Origin of the sequence: Lentzea pudingi (assembly GCF_014646255.1) — a bacterium.
GTDB lineage: Bacteria > Actinomycetota > Actinomycetes > Mycobacteriales > Pseudonocardiaceae > Lentzea > Lentzea pudingi.
The window spans coordinates 288,399-307,146 of the sequence record NZ_BMNC01000008.1 but is presented as its reverse complement, the minus strand read 5'-3'; the positions used below and the strand labels follow the sequence as shown (position 1 = coordinate 307,146).

Sequence of the window (18,748 nt, the reverse complement as noted above, 5' to 3'; positions counted from 1 at the left end):
CCGCGCCCGCAGCTGGTGCGCACCGAGTGGCAGAACCTCAACGGTGTCTGGGAGTTCGCCGGGGCACCGAACCTGAACAGCCCGCCCATCGGCCGTCCGCTGGCCGAGGGGGTGCTCGTGCCGTACCCGATCGAGTCCGCTCTGTCGGGGATCAAACGGCACGAGGACAACATGTTCTACCGGCGCACCTTCACCGTTCCGTCCTCGTGGAACGGCCGCCAGGTCAAGCTCAACTTCGGCGCGGTCACCTGGGAGAGCAGGGTCTGGGTCAACGGCAGGCAGGTCGGCACGCACACCGGCGGGTTCGACGCGTTCTCGTTCGACATCACCTCCGCGCTGACGGCAGGCACCAACGAGATCATCGTCGGCGTCACCTCGACGGTCGACGGCAGCCGGTACCCGATCGGCAAGCAGCGCCGCGATCCCAGCGGGATCTTCTACACCGCCGCGTCCGGCATCTGGCAGACGGTGTGGCTGGAACCGGTGCGGGCCGCGAACATCACGCGCCTCGACACCACACCGAACGTCGGCGCGGGCGCGCTCGACCTGGTCGTGCAGGGCACCGCGGGCCAGCCGGTCACGGCCGAGGTGCTCAGCGGCGGGCAGGTCGTCGGCCGGCAGACCGGCACGACCGGTAGTTCGTTGCGGGTGCCCGTACCGAACGCCCGGCTGTGGTCGCCGGACGACCCGTTCCTCTACGACCTGCGCGTCACGCTGGCGAGCGGGGACGCCGTGACGGGCTACTTCGGCATGCGATCGCTCGGCAAGGCGATGGTCGGCGGCGTCATGCGGCCGTTGCTCAACGGGAAGTTCGTCTTCCAGAGCGGCACCCTGGACCAGGGCTACTGGCCGGACGGCATCTACACCGCGCCGACCGACGAGGCGCTGCGCTTCGACCTCGAACGCCAGAAGGCGCTGGGGTTCAACATGGTCCGCAAGCACATCAAGGTCGAACCGGCGCGCTGGTTCTACCACGCGGACCGGCTCGGGCTGATGGTCTGGCAGGACATGCCGTCCGTCGACTCGATCGACGAGGCGCCGAACTCGCACGCGAACTTCGAGTCCGAGCTGCGCCGGATGATCGACCAGCTCAAGGGCATCACGTCGATCGTGCAGTGGGTGCCGTTCAACGAGGGCTGGGGCGAGTACGACGCCGGCCGCATCGTGGACCTGGTCCGGTCGATCGACAACACCCGCCTGATCAACCACAACTCGGGCTCCAACTGCTGCGTCTCGGATCCCGACCCGGGCAACGGCGACGTCATCGACGACCACCACTACCAGATCTCGGCGAACACCCGGCAACCCGACGCGAACCGGGTCGCGATGCTCGGCGAGTTCGGTGGTCTGGGCCGCCGGGTCGTCGGCCACGAGTACCAGCCGGGCGCCGGATTCGCCTATGGCGCCCTGTACCCGGACGAAGCGTCGCTGACCAAGCGGTACGAGGAGGTCATCAAGCAGGTCCAGCGGCTCGTCCACACGCGTGGGCTGTCCGCGATGGTCTACACCGAGCCGTACGACGTGGAGAACGAGGTCAACGGCTTCTACACCTACGACCGGCGCGTGCTGAAGATGACCGAGTCACGGGTGCGAGCCGTCAACCTCGGCGTCCTCGCGGTCGCCCGTGGCACGGCCATCACCCCGGACGACGTCGTGTCGTTGCGCGTCACCACGTCCGGTTACACCAACCGGTACCTGCGCCACCAGGACTCGCTGGCCCGCACCGACCTGATCAGCACGGACCTGGGCAGGCTGGACGCCACGTTCCACGCACGTCCCGGCCTCGCCGACGCGGCCTGCTACTCGTTCGAGCTGAGGAACTACCCGGGCCAGTTCCTCAGGCACAGCAACGGACGCATCCGCACGGACGTGAACAACGGCACGATCGCCGCCGATGCCACGTTCTGCGCGCGGGAAGGCTCCGGCGGCACCGCGCTGGAGTCGTTCAACGTGCGCGGGTCGTTCGTGCGGCACTACAACGAGGGCGTCTACCTGGCGCGCTCGGGCGGCCCGAACCCTTGGGACACCGCGAGTTCGTTCGCCGCGGACACCACGTGGGCGATCGGCACCGGCCTGTGGCGCAGCGGCGCGGACCTGCCGCTGGACCAGGCGCGCTCGTTCCGCGTGACCACCCCCGGCTTCACCGACCGTTACCTGCGGCACCGGGACTCGTTGGCGCGCACGGACGTCGTGACGAGCACGAGCGACGCGCTGACCAAGGCCGATGCGACGTTCGTGGTGCGGCGCGGACTCGCCGACCCGACCTGCTACTCGTTCGAGTCCCGCAACATCTCCGGCCAGTTCCTGCGGCACGCGGACTTCCGCGTCCGCCTCGGCACCAACGACAACACCGACCTGTTCCGCCGGGACGCGACGTTCTGCGCGCAACAGGGCACCGGCGGCGTCCGGCTCGAATCGGTCAACGAGCTCGGCACCAACATCCGGCACTACCAGGAGGAGGTCTGGGTCGCCTCGAACGGCGGCGCGCACACGTACGACAACCCTGCCTCGTACAACCAGGACGTGAGCTGGGCCGTCAGCTCGCCCTGGACCCCGTAGGAGACAACATGCTGCTACGAATAGTTTCCGTGTCCGCGATCGTGCTGAGCACGATCACAATCCCTGCTGTGACGGCGTCGGCGGACGTCGTCGACGCGATGAGCCGCGACTTCGGCATCACCCGGTCCGAGGCGCTGACCCGCATCCGAGCGGAAAAGATCGCCCTGAAGATCGCACCGGCCGCCGAACAGGCCGCCGGTCAGGCGTACGGCGGAAGCTGGTACGCCGACGGCAAGCTCCAGGTGGCCGTCACCGACCCCGCCCGAGTCGACGCGGTGCGCGCCGCCGGTGCCCAGCCGGTGCTGCGGACGAAGACCCTCGCGTCCCTGAACGCGGTGAAGTCCGGCATCGACGGACTGTCGAAGGCCGGCTCGGTGCCGAAGGACGTCGCCGCGTGGCGGGTCGACGTCCAGCGCGGCGCCGTGGTGGTCGACGCCCTGCCGGGTGCCGATGTCTCGGCCCTGCCCAAGGACGTCGTCGTGAACACCGCGGGCGTTCAGAAGCCGCAGACCTTCGCGGCCGGCACCGTCGGCGGCGACCCGTTCTACACGGGCAACGTCCGGTGCTCGATCGGCTTCTCGGTGCACGGCGGCTACGTCACCGCGGGCCACTGCAACGTCGGTGCCTGGAACGTCTACGGCTGGGACCGGTCCTGGCAGGGCGAGTTCGTCGGCTCTTCGTTCCCCACCAACGACTACGGCTGGGTGCGCACCGGCGGTGGCTGGTGGAACGTGCCCGTCGTGCTCGGCTGGGGCCAGACCAGTGACGCCCTGGTGCGTGGTTCGTGGGAAGCCCCGCCCGGCACCTCGGTGTGCCGTTCGGGCTCGACCACGCACTGGCACTGCGGCGTGATCCAGGGCCGCAACGAGACCGTGAACTACCAGCAGGGCGCGGTCTACGAGATGGTCGGCACCTCGGTGTGCGCCGAGGGCGGCGACTCCGGCGGTTCGTTCATCACCGGTGACCAGGCGCAGGGCGTGACGTCCGGCGGTTACGGCAACTGCTCCAGCGGTGGCCGCACCTGGTTCCAGCCCGTCAACGAGATCCTTCGCACGTACGGGTTGACGCTCCTGACCGCCTGATCAAAGCCTCCGCCGGGGACGTGCACACCCCACGTTCCCGGCGGAGGACCTCGAACTCTTGAAGTGCTTCAACTGGCCGGTTCTCGCGGTCACCTGACGGGGAGATCCTCTACTTCTGGGGGTTCTCCCTTACCCCTGAGGACTACTGCCACGTCAGACCACGGGCCGATGCGGGCGTAGGGCCCGTCCTTGTGAACTGTCCCGGACGTTCTGACGTTCCTCTGGGGGAGTTCATGTCCTTCCTGACCGATGCCCTCGAAGGGCTGGCCGGTCTGCCGCAGCCCGCCGTGCTGGCGGTGACGGGTGCGTTGACGCTGGCGGAGTGCACGCTCGGTGTCGGCTTCCTGGCACCGGGCGAGAGCGCCCTGCTGCTGGCCTCGACGACCGTGACGACCGTGCCGCGGTTCCTGACCATGTGGCTCGTGGTCACGGTGTGCGCGATCGCCGGTGACAGCATCGGCTACTACCTCGGCCGGAGGTACGGCGATCGGCTGCGGGAGAGCAGGATCGTCCGCAAGGTGGGGCAGCAGCACTGGGACAAGGCGGGCGACCTGTTGCGGCGCCGCGGCGCCTGGGCGGTGTTCGCCGCCCGGTTCATGCCCGTCGTGCGGACCCTGGTGCCGGCGTCGGCGGGGGCGTCGAAGCTCGAGTACCGGCGGTTCCTGCCCGCCTCGGTCGCGGGCGCGGTGTGCTGGTCGGCACTGCACATCGGCATCGGTGCGACTGCCGGAGCCTCGGCAAAGTACATCGAGTCGGTCTTCAACGGAGCGATGTGGGGCGTGCTGGGTGTCGCGGCCGTGATCGGCGTGATCGTCGTGCTGCGCCGCCGCAAGCAGGCTGCTCCGGTCGAGTTGGAGAAAGTCGGCTGAGAAGAAAGCGTTGTTCTGTCAGGAAAAGTTGACGCGCTTGCCCGGCGTGCGGAACATACGGTTGCGTATGTTCCGTTCGTGGAGGGGGTGGGCGCGATGCCCAGTACGTTTCGGATCGGCTCGTGGGCGTGGATCGCGACGGGGACCGGCCATCTGGCGATCATGGGGGTCATGGCGCTCGGCGACGCGGACCCTGCCGCTGAACGTGCCACCGCGGCGGCGAAGCAGGTCGAGTTCGCGCTGGGTGGGGTCCAGCGGACGCTCTACGAGGTCAACCTGGGGATCAACGTCGTGATGTCGATCGCTCTTGTCTTCGGTGGTCTCGCCTGCCTGGTCGTGGCGAAGGCGGGGCCGGTGCCGCGCGCGCTGGCCGGGCTCGGGTTCGGTGCGTCGCTGGTGCTGCTCGCGGTATCGCTGCTCCTGCTGCCCTCGCCGCCGATCGTGCTGTTCGCGGTGGCCGTGTTGGCTTTCGGGCACGCGTTCGTCGCCGCTGGCCGAAGGGGAGCCCTGACGGTCAGTTGAACAGGATCTGCTTGGCCGCGGCCCTGCCGGGTGCCGAGCGCAGCAAGGTGAACGCGAACTCCGCGACGCTCGGGCTCCTGACGAGCGACAGGCCACGCCGCAGCTGCGACCGCAGCAGGTAGCGCCGTCGCATCGCCGCGCCGTCGTAGTGCTCCAGCACGTACTTGTTGCCGCTGCGCAGGTAGTCGAACGTCACCGAGGCCGCGAGCTCGGACATCCGCATGCACGGGTCGAGCCCGCCCGCGGTGAGCGGCGAGACCGCGCCCGCCGCGTCGCCGACCAGCAACCCCTGCGGTGACACGATCCTGCGCAGCAGCCCGCCGACCGGGATCGGCCCGCCCCGGCGCTTCACCGGGCCGGCCGGCTCCGGTGCGGGGAAGCTGTCGCGGAACCGTTGCAGCAGCTGGGGGAGCGGCGCGGTGAACCGGTCGGCGCGGCCCGCCAGGCCGACGTGCGCGTGTTCGCCGTCGTCGATGACCCAGGCGATGTAGCCGGGGGCGAGCCTCGGGTCGACGACGCAGTGGAACGTCGGCGTCGAGCCGGTGCTGACCGGGTAGACCTCCTCGATACCGGTGATCAGCTGCCGGTTGACGTCGAGGCCGAGGTTCTTCGCGACCGTCGACCGGGCGCCGTCCGCGCCGATGGTGAAGCGGGCCCTCGTGGACCTCGCCGGGTAGCTGGAGTTCAGGTTCACCCGCGCGCCCGCCCGTTCGGCCTCCTCGACGGCGGCCGCGTAGACGCCCTCCATGTCACCGACGCGGAACTCGTCGCGATCGCTCACCAGCTCCACCGGGCGCTCGTGCGACGGTGGGTAGAGCAGCACGCGCCGGACCGCGGGACCGAGGTGCGGCAGGTCGTAGTCCTCGAGCGTGCGGCGGACGAAGATCCCCGTCGTGCGGATGCCGGTCTCGAGGCTGGTCCTGCGCTCGCAGACGGCCACGTCGAGGCCTGCTTCCGCCAGCAGCCGCGCGGTGGTGAGGCCGGCCAGCCCGGCGCCGACGACTAGCACGTCCACGGTGTCCATGGACGTCCACGCTAGATCCGAACGTCCGCCGGATTTTCGTCCGCGGCAACACCTTCACCGGATCTGCACCGTTCCTCCACAACTGTGGCAAGGTGTGCCTACCGCTGCCTCGAATCCCTGGTTCGAGGAGGAACACCGATGGAGTTGTTCAACCGCCGCACCGCTGTGCGAGGAGCTCTCGCCCTCGCGGTCACGCCACTGGCCGCGGGTGTGGCATCAGCTGACGTGGGTGCGATGGCGTTCGTGCAGAAATGGGCCCCGAACCCCGGTTCGGCGGGCCTCGGCGCGTTCGCGGGCATCGAGGACGACCGCTCGAACTCGCACCCGTCGGCGACGCACATCTTCGCCGAGAGCAACCAGTACCGGTTCGTGATGCACAAGTCCGATCGGGACGGTTCCGACCGGCAGCGCAACGAGGTGCGCGGGATCAGGACCGGCAGCACCCGGCACGACATGAAGAAGGGGGAGACCTGGCGCTTCAACTACCAGATGTACCTCCCCACGTCGTTGAAGGGCACCACCAGCTTCTCGCACATCTTCCAGGTCAAGCACACCGGCGTGGACTCGCCCGTGGTGACGATGTCGTTGTTCCGCTCGGGTTCGGTGGAGACCGTCGAGATGCGACTGTTCGGCGCGGGCCAGGCGAAACTCGGCAGCACGCCTTTGGCGCCGTTGCGCAACAGGTGGATCGACGTCGAGATCGAGATCAAGGTCGCCGACTCCGGCAGCCTCCGCTACTCGCTGAAGGACGGCGGCACGACGGTCGTCAACGCCTCGCGGTCCGGCTTCGACACGTGGCTGGGCGGTGACCAGGCGCATCCGAAGTGGGGCATCTACCGGAGCGTCAACGACTCAGCGCAACTGCAGGACACCTATCTGTTGCTGCGCAACATGAAGGCGTACCGGAACGAATAGTGGGTGTTCCCTCCGGGCCGTCCAGAGGTGAGAATCACTCGTGTGGGGGATCTTCACGGACGAACTGCCGAGAGCAGGGCCGGTGTAGCCGCGTTTCTGGCGGGCGTGTGGCTGATCGCCGCACCACCGGTCCTGCACTTCGGCGCGTCGCTGCACGCGTTCCGGCCGTACTGGGTGTCCATGGGCCTGGCCGTCGTGATCATGCTGCTGGGCATGGTCCGCGCGATGGCACCGCTGGACGTGCCGCTCATCAGACCGGTGACGATCGCGCTGGCCGGCTGGCTGATCGTGGTCGCGTTGATGCGTTCGGACGGCGGCACTGCCATCGTCTGGCTCAACCAGTTGGTCGTGGGCGCTCTCATCGCCCTGTCGGCCGGCCTGGCCCTGCTGATGAGCCTCCGCAGATGAGGACCTGGTCGGACCTCTGCCTGATCTGCGAAGGCCAGCAGGACTTCGTGGTCAACGTCCACGAGGCCGGTCCGTACGAACGCTCACACGACTACACCCGCGTCCTGTACTGCCGCGCGTGCTCGGTCGGCGAACTGAGATCGTTCAGCTACGACGGCTTCGTCGTCTTCGGCGAGGAGGACGAGGTCATGGTCTGGTCCGCGATCCTCTCCACCGCCGACGTCGACCTCGTGCGCACGGCCTTCACCTGCCCGGTGTACTTGGCGGGCGGCTGCGAGTGCCCGCAGCACGTCCGTGCCTACGACACGAGTGTGCGCGTGCACAAGACCCGTCTCCCGGAGCACGGCCCCGACCGGCACAGCCCGGCCGGCCGGAGCGTCGCCGTGGTCGCGGTGGTCGACGGCCTGGTGGAGTTCCGCTCGGCCTAGTCGATCACCGCTGTCGCCTCGACCTCGACCAGGTGCTCGGGCACGTCCAGCGACGCCACCCCGATCAACGTGGCGGGCGGCGTCGCGGTCTCGCCCACCTTCTTCATCGCGTTCTCGATGCCCTTCAACAGCTCCGGCATCATGTCCGGCGTCCAGTTCGGGACGTACACGCGCACCCGTGTGAGGTCCTTGAAGCCGGCGCCCGCGGCCTTGAGTGCGGTGTGCACGTTCACATAGGCCTGCTCGGTCTGAAGTGCGAGGTCGGGCGCCGAGTCCCAGGCGACCTGCCCGGCCAGGTAGATCGTCTTGGTGCCGCTGGCGACGGCCACGTGGTGGTAGACGTCGATCTGCGGCAGCGCGTCGGGGTTGATGAGCGTGACGGGCATTGCGGGTTCTCCTGTTTGCTCTCTTGTGGTTACTCGCTCACCGTAGGAGAGTGAACGCTGACCTGGAAGAACGCACTTTTCCGAGAGTGAGGCACCTCAAGGTGAGCAAGCAGCTCAGCGGCGATCTGGCCCGTGCGGACTCGCTGGCGCGCGAGATCTTCTCCGACATCGCCAACAAGTGGGCGCTGCTGATCGTCGAGACGATCGGAGACGAGACCAAGCGGTTCACGGAGTTGAAGACCGAGGTGGACGGGATCAGTCACAAGATGCTGACCCAGAACCTGCGGTTGCTGGAGCGCAACGGGTTGGTGTCCCGCTTCGTGCATCCGACCGTGCCGCCGCGGGTCGACTACACGTTGACGGAGCCGGGGCAGGCGCTGCGGGCGACGGTGGACGCGATGTGCGCTTGGACGACCCGGTACCTCGGCGACATCGAGGACGCTCGCCGACGATTTGGTCACATCGGTTGATAGTCACCTGTTGGTGACTATATGGTGGATGGCATGAGCGAGAAGAAGATCATTGCTGTGGTGGGTGCGACCGGCGAGCAGGGCGGAGCGGTGGCACGGGCGCTGCTCGCCGACGGTGAGTTCGCGGTCCGCGCATTGGCCCGCAACCCCGAGTCAGCTGCGGCGAAGAAGCTCGCCGCGCTGGGCGCCGAGGTCGTGCAGGCCGACCTGTACGACGTGGAGAGCCTGCGGAAGGCGTTCGGCGGGGCGTACGGCGCGTACCTGGTCACGCCGTTCTTCACGCACATGTCGGCCGCCAAGGAACTCGAAGAGGTGCGGAACCTCGTCGCTGCCGCAGAAGGCGTCAAGCACGTCGTGTGGTCGACGCTGGAGGACACGCGTGAGGTGATCTCGCTCGACGACGACAGGATGCCGACGCTCGACGAGAAGTACAAGGTGCCGCACTTCGACGTGAAGGGTGGCGAGGCGGACGCGTTGTTCGAGCAGGCCGGGCTGCCGACGACGTACGTGCGGATGTCGTTCTACTGGAACAACTTGCTGCAGGGCATGGCGCCGCATCGGGCGGCGGATGGAAAGCTCAAGCTCTCGCTGCCGATGGGGGACAGCCGGATCTCCGGGATCGCCGCCGAGGACATCGGCAAGGCGATCGTGAGCGTGCTCAAGGCGCCGGAGAAGACCATCGGGCAGACGATCGGCCTGGGCGTCGAACACCTCACCGGGCAGGAGGTGGCGCAGGCGTTCAGCGACGTGCTGGGTGAGGAGGTCACGTACGAGCCGTTGTCCCACAAAGACTTTCGGGCACTCGGCTTCCGTGAGGCGGTGGAGATCGGGAACATGTTCCAGTACTACGCCGAGTTCGACACGCACATCCTGCCGCGCCGCGACATCACGCAGACGCGCGAGCTCGTGCCGAACTGGCTGACGCTCAAGGAGTTCCTCGCCGCGCACCGCGAGGACATCGTGATCGGCTAGCAGCCGCGCGCGATCTCCTCGAACACCTTCTTGAACTCGGCGAACCGGTCCGCGCCGACGAGGCCGGCGAAGCGTCCCTCGATCTCGGCGATGATCCGCTTGGCCTGCGCCATCTGGTCGCGCCCGCGGTCGGTGGGCACGACCAGCTTCGCCCTGCGGTCTGCCGGGTCGGGGCGGCGGGTGACGTAGCCGAGGCTCTCCAACTCGTCGATCAGCGTGCCGACGACCTGCTTGTGCTGGCCGGAACGTTCGGAGAGTTCGCTCGCCCGCGTGCCGTCGGTGGCGATGTAGGCCATGACGGCGCCGTGACGTGGGCGCAGGTGCTCGTGGCCCGCCTCGGCGAGGCGGGTGAAGAGTTCCTTCTGGAACCCCGAGAGCAGGTGCGCGGAGAGCACGCCGACGTCTGGCATGCGGATGATGTTAACCCGGTCGCGGCCGGGTCCGAAGAGGACGGACGAACCCGGCTCGTCGCTCGGACGGTCAGGCCTGCGGCTCGTACGGGCTGAACGGCGTCCCCTGGTCGTCCGAGCAGCGGGTGATGCGGCCGACGTCCGGCACGTCGTCGCTCTTGCCGCCGAGTTCGGCGACCTCGCGCACGGACGCGTCGACGTCCGTGGTGGGGAAGTGGATCCGCGGCTGGGTGAGCCTCTTGGCGGATGAGCCGAGTTGTCATCGCGGACGACGGAGGTCGGGTGTCGCTGAGAGTGGAAGCTCGATCCTCCGAAGCTGAGCGCGTCGCGTTGTGCTTCGACGGGGTGGTGCAGCTCGTGTTCCGCCAGGAGAGCGGGTTCCCGATCGACCTGCAGATCGTGGACATGGGTGACGCGGGTTGGGAGGGAGTCACCTTCAAGGTGACTGATCCCGGCAACGACGTCGCTTCGTTCTGGTGCGCCGACTTCCAGATCGAGAAGATCTAGGCTTTACCGCACGGTCGGCTCCCCGTTGTCACAGCGGGAAGCCGGTTCGGTCGTCGGGACCGTGCCGGAAGCTGGGGGAGAGAGTCGAATGAATGATCGGGTTTTCCTGCTCTGGCACGTGCACCACGTGGCCGAGGACGAGAGCGGGGCGGTCAGGCACTTCGGTCCTGCCGGCGAGTTCTCGGCCGACGAGGAGGAAGGCGACGACGTGAAAATGCTCGGCGTCTACTCCTCGCGGGAGAACGCGATGGCGTGGATCGACCGTGCCAAGGAGCTCCCGGGGTTCCGCGACGACCCGGAGTGCTTCCACATCGACGAGTACACGCTGGATGAAGACCAGTGGACCACAGGGTTCACCACGGTCTGACGGTACGTGAAGGGCGGGCTCCCCACGGACGTTCGTGGGAACCCGCCTGTCGCCGTCGCGAGTGCGGACGGTCTCGTGTTGCGTGGCCGGCCTAGGTGAGAAGGACTGCGGTATGAGGATCGAGGTGTCCGCTGTCGGTGCGGACGGTCTCGTGTCGTTCCGCTGCCGAGCCGGTACCGGTGCGGGAGTGTGGAAGGCGGAGGAGCCGCCGGAGGTCGGTCTGCGGTACAGCGTGGAGGTGGACGTCGACGGCGAGGTCGGCCCCCGCCCCGCCGGCGCGGCCGCGGTACGGCTCGACGGGACGTCGGTGGTGCTCGCGGGGCGGTGGCGGGTAACGGAAGACGGCGCGACGTACCTCGAGGTGGCGGGGTCGCTGGTGTCCGTGGAGGTGGCCGACGGCGACACGACGGTAGACGGGGAACTGGTGCAGGTGGTCGCGGGCAGGGCAGCGGTCCGCCTGTTCCCCTTCTTCACCTGACAGGTGCGCCGGGAGGCAGGCACGTTCGCCGAAGACCAGTCCTGGCGGGGAGGACCCGAATGCCGGATGCCGAGAGCCCGTTCGACTTCTTCCAGCGGTGATACGCCGAGCAGTGCGACGGCGACTGGGAGCACGAGTTCGGCGTGCGCATCACGACGCTGGACAATCCCGGCTGGCACGTCGTAACCGACCTGGTGGACACCGGCCTCGAAGGACGCGTCCTGGCCCTGACGAAGGCGGTGCCGGGCGGTGGGTCTGGGCGTCGTCGGACGGCGAGCGGTACGAGTCGTCCTGCGATCAGCACTCGCTCGACGAAGCGGTGAACGGGTTCCGGCGGTTCGCGTCGAGCCCCTTCTCCAGTTCCTCCCGGCGAGACGGCGTTGTGCGGCGGCGAAGCCTGTTTCCGGGCGACTGGTGGCCGTTCACCCGTTGCGCGACCGAAGTAGCAGCGGTGATATTCGTCGGCATCTGTTCTCGGTGATTCTCACGGCGCGGCGAGCGCCTCCGTCGGAGTGAGCCGCGACGCCCGCACCGCCGGGTAGACCCCGGCGACCACTCCCGTGACGACGGCCGCCCCGAGCCCCGCGAGCACCATCTCCACCGGGATCACCGCGGGCCAGTTGTGCACGCACGCGTACCCGGCGGTCGCTGTCAGCCCCAACAACACACCGGCCACCCCACCGAGCACGCACAGCACGACCGACTCTGTCAGGAACTGCGTCCTGATCTGGCCCCTGTGCGCGCCCAGCGCCCGGCGCAGCCCGATCTCGCGCTTGCGTTCCAGCACGGAGATCACCATCGTGTTCGCGACCCCGATGCCACCGACCAGCAACGCCACCCCGGCAAGGCCCAGCATCAGCGCCGAGAAGGTGTTCTCGGTGAGCCGCTTGGCCGTGAGCGCGTCGGACGGGCGGCTGACCCGCACCTGCGACGGCTGTTCGGGGTGGACGGTCTGCGGCAGCACCGCCCGCACGTCGTCGATCGCCGGCTCGTCCGCGCGCAGGTAGAGCACGGTGGGCCGGTGGTCGAAGCCGAGTCCGCGCGCCGACTCCCAGCCGACCAGTGCCGACCGTTCGACCTCCGGTGCGAGTGGCAGGGGAGCGAGGATCCCGATCACCGTGAACCACGTGTCGTTGATCCTGACCTGGGTGTCCGGGGCGGTGATGCCGAGCCTCGCCGCCGCGATGTCGCCCAGCACGACAGTCGGGAACGCCGAGGTGGCCTCGGTGAGGAACGTGCCCGTCCGGACGCGGCCGTTGAGCGTGTCCAGGAGGTTGAGCTTGGCCGCCAGCACTGTCAGGCCGGACGTCTCCGAGTCCGGGATCCGGTCGGAACGGCGGATCACGGCGTGGGTGTTCGCGACGGCGCTGACGTCGTGGGCGGGCCCGATGCGCTCGACCATCGCGGTGGAGTCCGGCGGCAGGGAGGCGGGCTCGTTGTTCAGGCCGGTGGCGGCCTCGGCGCGCAGCAGGTTGGTGCCCAGCGCGGCGAACTCCTCCATCAGCGCGGCGCGGCTCGACGCCGGGATGCCGGTGACCACGACGAGCGTGGCGATGCCGATGGAGATGCCCAGCGCGGACAGCACCGCGCGCATCGGCCTGGTCCGCAGCGGGGAGAGGCCGAGCAGGAGGAGGTCGGCGAGGCCGAGCCTGGTGGGTCTGACGTCGCGGGGCGTGGTGTTCACGCGCTTGCCCCGGTCCGGGTGGCGAGGGGGTCGGGTCGGGGTGCTCACGCCGGCACCTCCGCGCGGATGCGGCCGTCCCGGATCTCCACCTGCCGCGGCAACCTGGCCGCCACCTCCCGGTCGTGCGTGATCACCGCGAGCGTCGTCCCCTCGCGGTTCAGGTCGAGCAGCAGGTCCAGCACCGCGCGCCCGGTGGCCGTGTCCAACGCCCCGGTCGGTTCGTCGGCGAGCACGAGGGCGGGGCGGTTCACCACGGCACGGGCGATGGCGACGCGTTGGCGTTCACCACCGGACAGTTCGTGCGGCCGGTGCCGGAGGCGGTGCCCCAGGCCGACGCGGGTCAGCGCCTCGGTCGCCATCGCGGTCCGCCACTTGCGCGGGGTGCCGGCGTAGAGCAGGCCCGTCGCGACGTTGTCGATGGCGGTGAGGCCGTCCGCGAGGTGGAACTGCTGGAACACGAAGCCGATCCGCCGCCCTCTCAACGCGGACAGCCGCCGGTCGGACAGCGTGGAGATGTCGTGCCCGTCCAGCATCACCGTGCCGCTCGACGGGCGGTCCAGGGTGCCGAGGAGGTTGAGCAGCGTCGACTTGCCCGAACCCGACGGGCCGACGATCGCGACGGCCTCACCTGCTTGCAACGTAAGGGAAACTCCGTCCAGCGCGCGCACGCCACCCGCGTATTCCTTGACAGCGTCGAGAATCTGCAGAACCGGGGTCACGACGTCGTCACCACCTGCATGCCCTCGCTGACGCCACCGCCGCTGATCTCGACGAGCCCGCCCGCGAACAGGCCTGTCTTCACCGCCACGAGTCCTTGTGCCGTCTGCACCGCGTAACCGCCCTCCCGCAACGCCAGCAGCGCGGTCACCGGCACGGTCAGGACGCCCTTCCGCGCGGTGCTGGTCAACCGGAGGCGCACCGGGCCCGAGTCGAACTCGCCGGCCTCGGTGTCGAGGCCGACGTCCACGGCGATCACCGGGACGTCCTCGCCGTTGCCGTTCTTCTCGGACTTCGCCTCGGTGCTCACGGATCGCACGGTTCCGGTGGTCTCGGTGCCGTTGGGCAGCACCACGGTGACCTTCAGGCCCTTGGTGAACACCGAGGCCTGCCGCGCGTCGATCGAGGCGTCGACGGCCTTGCCCGTCGCGGTCACGCTCATCAGCGGACCCTCGCCGGACGCCGACAGCTTCGCGGTGACCGCCTCGACGCGGACCTTCCCGGGCAGCACGACGACGTCACCGGGGTCGAGCACACCGCTCTCCTCGGCCTTCTCCGCCTTCTGCCACCGCTTGACCGCGTCGACGGTGGCCTGCGTGAGCTCGTCCGGGGCGCCACCCAGCCTGTACCCGAGGGCGCCCAGGTTGTCCTTCACGATCTTCACGTCCGGACCTTTGAGACCGGCCTTGTCGAGCTTGCGCCACAACGGTGTCTCGCCGAAGAACAACCAGACCGGCCGATTGTCCACTTTGTACAGCGCGGCGCCGCGGTCGACGGACCTACCAGGTGCCGGGAGCCACGTGAGCGTGCCGGGCCGCCGTCCGGTCACCTCCTGCGAGGCGCCGAAACCGAGCGTGGCCTTGAACTCCCGCACGTCGGAGAGGTCGGTCTTCACCACGGCGACGGTCTTCGGTGCCGGGGTCGGTGCGGTCTGCGCGGGAGCACGGCGCGTCCACGTGAGCGCCACGACGCCCGCGACCAGGACCACCACGACGACCCCGCCGATGATCCACCTCTTCACTTACGTCCTCCGCCGAACACTTCCTGCTCGCAGTCCTTCTCGATCTTGCGGCGTTCTTCCTCCGGCAGGGTCTGCTCGCCGTCGTAGGTCCAGCTGCCGGGCTCGGTCTCGATGACCTTCATGCCGCGGCTGTTGAGGCACTGGACGTTCTTGTGCCAGTTGTCCTTGAACGTCGGGTTGTCGGAGTCCATCTCCCACGGCGGCAGCGGCCACTTCTTGGCGCACGCCTTCCACGCCTCGTCGCTGTACTGCGCGGGCCGGAGGGCACCTGCGGGACCGGGGCCGGTGCCCGTCGCGTTCGGGTCGTTCTCGGCGAGGCACGCGGTGTGCGCGTCGTAGAACCGCTTCTTCTCCTCCTCCGTCATGTCCATGCGCAAACGAGGCTGCTCACCGTCGGACGGCGGCGCAGCGGCGTTGGAGGACGGAACGACGACCCCGGACGGCTGCAGGGACGCGACGTTCGAGGGAGGGGCCGCGGCCTGGCTGCACGCGGAAAGCAGCAGCACGGCGGCACCGATCAACAGCTTGGGGTTCATGGCGGCGATGCTGCCCGGCGGTTGTGAGGAAGATGTGCGCTCAGCGTGCCGGGAGCGTGATCGTGAACGTCGTCCCGCGCCCAGGTTCGCTCTCCACTGTGATCGTGCCGCCGTGAGCGCTCACAAGTGCGTGCACGATCGCCAGCCCGAGCCCGCTGCCGCCGGTGTCGCGGGTGCGCGAGCGGTCCGCGCGCCAGAACCTGTCGAACACGTGTGGCAGGTCCTCGGCGGAGATGCCGGAACCCGTGTCGCTCACGACGATCCGGCCGTCCTCGGCGGACAGCCGGACCGTGCCGTCCGCGGGTGTGTAGCGGAAGGCGTTCGTGACGAGGTTCGTGAGGATCTGCCGCAGCCGCACGGGGTCCGCGGTCACCACCCCACCCCCTTCGGCGACCAGCCCGGGATGGGCGGCCACGAGCTGGTCGAACAGCTCCCGCAGGTCGACGGGCTCGGGGTGCAGCCGCAGTTCGCCGGCGTCGGCCTGCGCGAGGTCCTGCAGGTCGTCGATGAGGTGTTGCAGCACCAGCGCCTCGTCGAGCAACGACGTGAGCGTCGTGCGGTCCAGCTCGACCAGGCCGTCCCGCGCGCCCTCGAGCCAGCTGCGGATCGTGCCGAGCGGGTTGCGCAGCTCGTGCGAGATGTCGCTGGTCATGGCCTTGCGCTGGGCGTCGGTGCGAGCGCGGTGCGCCGCCATGTCGTTGAACGCCCGCGCGAGCTGGCCGATCTCGCTGCGCGACCGGATGTCGACCTGCGCGTCGTCGCCGTGCCGCAACCGTTCGGCGGCGGCGGTGAGCGTGCGCAACGGCCTGGTCATCCGCAACGCGACCAGCACGCTGACGCCCACGGTCAGGACCAGCACGATCGCGGCCACCAGCACGACCCGGCCGACGTCGAAGTTCACCACGGTCGCCTGGGTGGTCCTGCCCGCCGGGTCGGTGACGAACAGCAGCGCGGGCGGTGCCACAAAAGGCCGCAGCTGGGTCCGGCGCGCGTGCGCGAGGCACTCGGCGTTGGCCGCGACGGGCTGCCAGTTCGCGTTCATCCTGAGCTGCTCGGCGGGCAGGCCGCGCTGGCGCAGGCAGTCGTCGATGCGCACGCCGAGGTCGTTGAACGCGGCGGACTCGCCGAGTGTGAGCGTGCTCAGCCGGGTCTCGATCTCCTCGCACGAGGACGTGGTGGGTGCGGCGGTCGTCCTGTCCACGTTCACGATCGGACGCCCCCAGGCCGTGGTCTCCGTGCTCAGCTGCTCCGGGGCGCTGTGGCACCGCGTCTGGAACACCTGTGCGTCCTCGGCCAGGCTCGCCTTCTCGCGGGCGGTGAGCTGGAACGGGCCCGCGATCCGCGCGTCGATCCGGTCGGCGGGGGAGTCCGGGGCCAGGGCGAGGTCCAGCTCCAGCGGGTCGACCACCGCGGACGGCAGGGCGGGCAGCTGGGCCGGGTCGAGGCCGGAGCCGGTGTCCGCGATGACCTTGCGGTCGGACGTGGTGAGGATCAGCCGGCTCCGGCCCTGCGGCAGCGCGACGCCGTTCCAGTCGCGGTGCCCGACGGCGAACGTGATCAGCTTCTGGTAGGTCGCGGCGTCCCCCGCCAGCGCGTTGCCGAGCTCCTGCCTGATCGAGGTAGACGTGCTCTGGGCGGCGAGCCACGCGGTCGCGGTGATCGAGCAGAGGGCGACGAGCACGGACGCGGCCAGCAGCCGCGCCAGCACGCTATGCACCGGAACCGTCCACCAGCTTGTAGCCGACGCCGTGCACGGTCAGCAGGTACGCGGGCTTGCGCGGGTGGACCTCGATCTTCTTGCGCAGGTTCATGACGTGCGCGTCGATCGTGCGGGCGGTGATGTACCCGTCGAGCCCGTGCACGGCGCCGAGCAGCTGGGCGCGGCTGAACACACGGCCGGGACTCACCGCCATCGTGTGCAGGATCCGGAACTCCGACGCGGTGCACTCGACCGCGCCACCCCGCACCTCCACCTCGTGCCGGTCGGCGTCGACCCTCAGTTCACCGAGCGTGATGCCGTTCGCGGCCGGGCGCTGGACCCGCCGCAGCAACGTGCGCACGCGCGCGACCAGTTCGCGCGGGCTGTACGGCTTCGTGACGTAGTCGTCGGCGCCGAGGTCGAGCCCGTGCAGCAGATCGTCCTCTGTGGACTTCGCGGTGAGCATGAGCACTGGGACGTCCGACTCGTTGCGCAACGTCCGCACGACCTCCAGGCCGTCGAGCTTCGGCATCATCACGTCGAGGACGAGCAGATCGGGCGGGTCGCGGCGGACCTCGTCGAGCGCGGCGGCTCCATCGTGGACGATCCGCACCCGGTAACCCTCCTGGCGCAGGTACCGCCCGAGCATGTCGGCCTGCATCACGTTGTCCTCGGCCACCAGCACGCACATGCCCATGCGTCGCAACATAGTCACTCGTGCCGCCGCCGCACGGGATGAGGACTCCTTCCGCACAGGATCCTCACAACTGGCTGCCACGGTCGGCCCCATGCGAATACTGAGCGTGGTCGCGTTGCTGCTCCTCGGCGTGCCGGGCGTGGCGGCGGCTTCTCCCGACGGTCCGGACGTGGTCGTGCACGATCTAGACACGGCCGGGGTCACGTCCTACTGGACTCCCGAACGGATCGCGGCGATGCCGGCCGGACCGTCCGCGCCACCCGGAACGCCCGCCGTCGACGACCCGACCGGCGCCCCCGCCCCGACCAGCCGCACCATCGGCCGCCTGTTCTTCGTCGACCGCGACGGCGACGACTCGAGCTGCACGGCAACCGTTGTGGTGAGCGCTAACAAGCGCACGGCGGTGACCGGCGGGCATTGCGTCCACACGGCGAACCTGGCGGGCTTCGACCCCAGGTGGCACACCAAGATGCTGTTCGTGCCGGGGTTCCGCGACGGCGGCCGGCCGTTCGGCGAGTTCGTGGTGCGCAGGGCGATCGTGAACCAGGCGTGGATCACCGACGACCAGCAGTCCGAATACGACCAGGCGTTCCTGGTGCTGGACAAGCCGTCCCCGGTGAGCGAGACCATCGCGTTCGACCGGCCGGCGGACCGGTTCGCGCGGGAGTACGGCTACCCGCGTGCGGCCGGACAGCCCGGTCACCAGGGCAGGCCGGAGTTCACCGGTCAGCGGCTCGCGCAGTGCTGGGGCGACCCCGCCCTCAACGCCGGGAGCCCAGGGGAGAACCTGTGGGGCGTGCCGTGCGACATGGGCGGCGGGTCCAGCGGCGGGCCCAGGATCAGCGGGAAAGCGGTGGTGGGCGTGAACACCCAGAGCTTCTTCCAGGACGCGAACGGCCAGGAGTGCCCGATCGGCCAGTGCACACGCCACCTGGGCGGGCCGCAGTTCTCGTGGAAGATCACGGCACCGCTGTACCACCGCGCGCAGTGGAGCTAG

The 18,748-nt window shown here is 69.3% G+C and carries 22 protein-coding genes and 1 pseudogene; 14 read left to right on the top strand and 9 right to left on the bottom strand.

Annotated elements, in window-relative coordinates; genetic code table 11:
* The 4 genes from IEY88_RS27885 to IEY88_RS27870 all read left to right on the top strand — a co-directional run.
* Nucleotides 1-2,559, top strand: a 2,559-nt coding sequence (locus IEY88_RS27885) for an AbfB domain-containing protein (RefSeq protein ID WP_189157804.1), incomplete at its 5' end; no start/stop codon positions are given.
* 8 nt (nt 2,560-2,567) lie between these two features.
* Nucleotides 2,568-3,641: a S1 family peptidase gene (locus IEY88_RS27880; protein WP_189157803.1), complete on the top strand. Its 1,074-nt coding sequence runs from the start codon at nt 2,568-2,570 to the stop codon at nt 3,639-3,641.
* Nucleotides 3,642-3,874: 233 nt separating this feature from the next.
* Nucleotides 3,875-4,510: a DedA family protein gene (locus IEY88_RS27875; protein ID WP_189157802.1), complete on the top strand. Its 636-nt coding sequence runs from the start codon at nt 3,875-3,877 to the stop codon at nt 4,508-4,510.
* A 96-nt stretch (nt 4,511-4,606) separates the two neighbouring features.
* Nucleotides 4,607-5,032, top strand: a complete 426-nt coding sequence (locus IEY88_RS27870; RefSeq protein ID WP_189157801.1) for an LIC_13387 family protein — start codon at nt 4,607-4,609, stop codon at nt 5,030-5,032.
* On the opposite strand, the gene IEY88_RS27865 is transcribed toward IEY88_RS27870, so the two are convergent.
* A complete protein-coding gene (locus tag IEY88_RS27865) occupies nt 5,025-6,056 on the bottom strand; it encodes an FAD-dependent oxidoreductase (RefSeq protein ID WP_189157800.1) in 1,032 nt (343 codons plus the stop codon). The two genes, IEY88_RS27870 and IEY88_RS27865, sit on opposite strands and share 8 nt — an antisense overlap.
* Before the next feature lie 138 nt (nt 6,057-6,194).
* Here IEY88_RS27865 and IEY88_RS27860 point away from each other — a divergent pair, with 138 nt between their 5' ends.
* The 3 genes from IEY88_RS27860 to IEY88_RS27850 are packed head-to-tail and all read left to right on the top strand — an operon-like array spanning nt 6,195 to nt 7,807.
* The gene (locus IEY88_RS27860; protein ID WP_189157799.1) at nt 6,195-6,971 is read left to right on the top strand and encodes a heparin lyase I family protein; all 777 of its coding nucleotides are present in this window, start codon (nt 6,195-6,197) and stop codon (nt 6,969-6,971) included.
* Between the two features lie 42 nt (nt 6,972-7,013).
* Nucleotides 7,014-7,379 (top strand): SPW repeat domain-containing protein, encoded by a 366-nt coding sequence (locus tag IEY88_RS27855; RefSeq protein WP_189157798.1) that lies wholly within the window; start codon nt 7,014-7,016, stop codon nt 7,377-7,379.
* On the top strand, nt 7,376-7,807 hold the full coding sequence (locus tag IEY88_RS27850; RefSeq protein WP_189157797.1) for a hypothetical protein: 432 nt from the start codon (nt 7,376-7,378) through the stop codon (nt 7,805-7,807). Before IEY88_RS27855 ends, IEY88_RS27850 begins: the two co-directional genes overlap by 4 nt.
* On the opposite strand, the gene IEY88_RS27845 is transcribed toward IEY88_RS27850, so the two are convergent.
* Nucleotides 7,804-8,193, bottom strand: coding sequence for a RidA family protein (locus tag IEY88_RS27845; protein ID WP_189157796.1), 390 nt, complete (start codon nt 8,191-8,193; stop codon nt 7,804-7,806). The two genes, IEY88_RS27850 and IEY88_RS27845, sit on opposite strands and share 4 nt — an antisense overlap.
* Before the next feature lie 86 nt (nt 8,194-8,279).
* On the opposite strand from IEY88_RS27845, the gene IEY88_RS27840 reads away from it, so the two are divergent.
* Together IEY88_RS27840 and IEY88_RS27835 are read left to right on the top strand one after the other, a co-directional pair.
* Nucleotides 8,280-8,663, top strand: a complete 384-nt coding sequence (locus IEY88_RS27840) for a winged helix-turn-helix transcriptional regulator (protein WP_189157795.1) — start codon at nt 8,280-8,282, stop codon at nt 8,661-8,663.
* 33 nt (nt 8,664-8,696) lie between these two features.
* Nucleotides 8,697-9,635 carry an NmrA/HSCARG family protein gene (locus IEY88_RS27835; protein WP_189157794.1) on the top strand — a complete coding sequence of 313 codons (939 nt, stop codon included), beginning with the start codon at nt 8,697-8,699 and terminating at the stop codon, nt 9,633-9,635.
* Here IEY88_RS27835 and IEY88_RS27830 read toward each other — a convergent pair.
* Entirely contained in the window at nt 9,632-10,045 is a 414-nt protein-coding gene (locus IEY88_RS27830) for a MarR family winged helix-turn-helix transcriptional regulator (RefSeq protein ID WP_189157793.1), read from the bottom strand. The genes IEY88_RS27835 and IEY88_RS27830 overlap by 4 nt on opposite strands.
* Before the next feature lie 246 nt (nt 10,046-10,291).
* Here IEY88_RS27830 and IEY88_RS27825 point away from each other — a divergent pair, with 246 nt between their 5' ends.
* The 4 genes and pseudogenes from IEY88_RS27825 to IEY88_RS45570 form a co-directional block, all read left to right on the top strand.
* A complete protein-coding gene (locus IEY88_RS27825) occupies nt 10,292-10,552 on the top strand; it encodes a PIM8 family immunity protein (protein ID WP_189157792.1) in 261 nt (86 codons plus the stop codon).
* Between the two features lie 88 nt (nt 10,553-10,640).
* Nucleotides 10,641-10,919 carry a DUF7336 domain-containing protein gene (locus tag IEY88_RS27820; protein WP_189157843.1) on the top strand — a complete coding sequence of 93 codons (279 nt, stop codon included), beginning with the start codon at nt 10,641-10,643 and terminating at the stop codon, nt 10,917-10,919.
* A 112-nt stretch (nt 10,920-11,031) separates the two neighbouring features.
* The gene (locus IEY88_RS27815) at nt 11,032-11,397 is read left to right on the top strand and encodes a hypothetical protein (RefSeq protein WP_189157791.1); all 366 of its coding nucleotides are present in this window, start codon (nt 11,032-11,034) and stop codon (nt 11,395-11,397) included.
* Nucleotides 11,398-11,510: 113 nt separating this feature from the next.
* Nucleotides 11,511-11,720 (top strand): annotated as a pseudogene (locus tag IEY88_RS45570) (Imm53 family immunity protein); the annotation flags it as partial.
* A 161-nt stretch (nt 11,721-11,881) separates the two neighbouring features.
* Here the strand turns inward: IEY88_RS45570 and IEY88_RS27805 are convergent.
* From IEY88_RS27805 to IEY88_RS27780, 6 genes are read right to left on the bottom strand one after another with little or no spacing between them, the layout of a single operon-like run.
* Complete coding sequence (locus IEY88_RS27805; RefSeq protein WP_229693829.1) at nt 11,882-13,081, bottom strand: ABC transporter permease; 1,200 nt, start codon at nt 13,079-13,081, stop codon at nt 11,882-11,884.
* A gap of 44 nt (nt 13,082-13,125) precedes the next feature.
* Nucleotides 13,126-13,800, bottom strand: coding sequence for an ABC transporter ATP-binding protein (locus tag IEY88_RS27800; RefSeq protein WP_189157789.1), 675 nt, complete (start codon nt 13,798-13,800; stop codon nt 13,126-13,128).
* On the bottom strand, nt 13,797-14,819 hold the full coding sequence (locus IEY88_RS27795) for a peptidoglycan-binding protein (RefSeq protein WP_189157788.1): 1,023 nt from the start codon (nt 14,817-14,819) through the stop codon (nt 13,797-13,799). The genes IEY88_RS27800 and IEY88_RS27795 overlap by 4 nt, the downstream gene beginning before the upstream one ends.
* On the bottom strand, nt 14,816-15,355 hold the full coding sequence (locus tag IEY88_RS27790) for a hypothetical protein (protein ID WP_189157787.1): 540 nt from the start codon (nt 15,353-15,355) through the stop codon (nt 14,816-14,818). Before IEY88_RS27790 ends, IEY88_RS27795 begins: the two co-directional genes overlap by 4 nt.
* A 40-nt stretch (nt 15,356-15,395) precedes the next feature.
* On the bottom strand, nt 15,396-17,072 hold the full coding sequence (locus IEY88_RS27785; protein ID WP_189157786.1) for a sensor histidine kinase: 1,677 nt from the start codon (nt 17,070-17,072) through the stop codon (nt 15,396-15,398).
* Nucleotides 17,065-17,745, bottom strand: coding sequence for a response regulator transcription factor (locus IEY88_RS27780; protein ID WP_189157841.1), 681 nt, complete (start codon nt 17,743-17,745; stop codon nt 17,065-17,067). Before IEY88_RS27780 ends, IEY88_RS27785 begins: the two co-directional genes overlap by 8 nt.
* A 97-nt stretch (nt 17,746-17,842) precedes the next feature.
* Between IEY88_RS27780 and IEY88_RS27775 the strand changes: the two genes are divergently transcribed.
* Nucleotides 17,843-18,748 (top strand): trypsin-like serine peptidase, encoded by a 906-nt coding sequence (locus IEY88_RS27775; protein ID WP_189157785.1) that lies wholly within the window; start codon nt 17,843-17,845, stop codon nt 18,746-18,748.

What these genes read in the sequence shown, in the direction of transcription:
- IEY88_RS27880 (WP_189157803.1), top strand. Translation starts at nt 2,568, where the DNA reads ATGCTGCTACGAATAGTTTCCGTGTCCGCGATCGTGCTGAGCACGATC.
- IEY88_RS27875 (WP_189157802.1), top strand. Translation starts at nt 3,875, where the DNA reads ATGTCCTTCCTGACCGATGCCCTCGAAGGGCTGGCCGGTCTGCCGCAG.
- IEY88_RS27870 (WP_189157801.1), top strand. Translation starts at nt 4,607, where the DNA reads ATGCCCAGTACGTTTCGGATCGGCTCGTGGGCGTGGATCGCGACGGGG.
- IEY88_RS27865 (WP_189157800.1), bottom strand. Translation starts at nt 6,056, where the DNA reads ATGGACACCGTGGACGTGCTAGTCGTCGGCGCCGGGCTGGCCGGCCTC.
- IEY88_RS27860 (WP_189157799.1), top strand. Translation starts at nt 6,195, where the DNA reads ATGGAGTTGTTCAACCGCCGCACCGCTGTGCGAGGAGCTCTCGCCCTC.
- IEY88_RS27850 (WP_189157797.1), top strand. Translation starts at nt 7,376, where the DNA reads ATGAGGACCTGGTCGGACCTCTGCCTGATCTGCGAAGGCCAGCAGGAC.
- IEY88_RS27845 (WP_189157796.1), bottom strand. Translation starts at nt 8,193, where the DNA reads ATGCCCGTCACGCTCATCAACCCCGACGCGCTGCCGCAGATCGACGTC.
- IEY88_RS27835 (WP_189157794.1), top strand. Translation starts at nt 8,697, where the DNA reads ATGAGCGAGAAGAAGATCATTGCTGTGGTGGGTGCGACCGGCGAGCAG.
- IEY88_RS27830 (WP_189157793.1), bottom strand. Translation starts at nt 10,045, where the DNA reads ATGCCAGACGTCGGCGTGCTCTCCGCGCACCTGCTCTCGGGGTTCCAG.
- IEY88_RS27825 (WP_189157792.1), top strand. Translation starts at nt 10,292, where the DNA reads ATGAGCCGAGTTGTCATCGCGGACGACGGAGGTCGGGTGTCGCTGAGA.
- IEY88_RS27820 (WP_189157843.1), top strand. Translation starts at nt 10,641, where the DNA reads ATGAATGATCGGGTTTTCCTGCTCTGGCACGTGCACCACGTGGCCGAG.
- IEY88_RS27815 (WP_189157791.1), top strand. Translation starts at nt 11,032, where the DNA reads ATGAGGATCGAGGTGTCCGCTGTCGGTGCGGACGGTCTCGTGTCGTTC.
- IEY88_RS27790 (WP_189157787.1), bottom strand. Translation starts at nt 15,355, where the DNA reads ATGAACCCCAAGCTGTTGATCGGTGCCGCCGTGCTGCTGCTTTCCGCG.
- IEY88_RS27780 (WP_189157841.1), bottom strand. Translation starts at nt 17,745, where the DNA reads ATGTGCGTGCTGGTGGCCGAGGACAACGTGATGCAGGCCGACATGCTC.
- IEY88_RS27775 (WP_189157785.1), top strand. Translation starts at nt 17,843, where the DNA reads ATGCGAATACTGAGCGTGGTCGCGTTGCTGCTCCTCGGCGTGCCGGGC.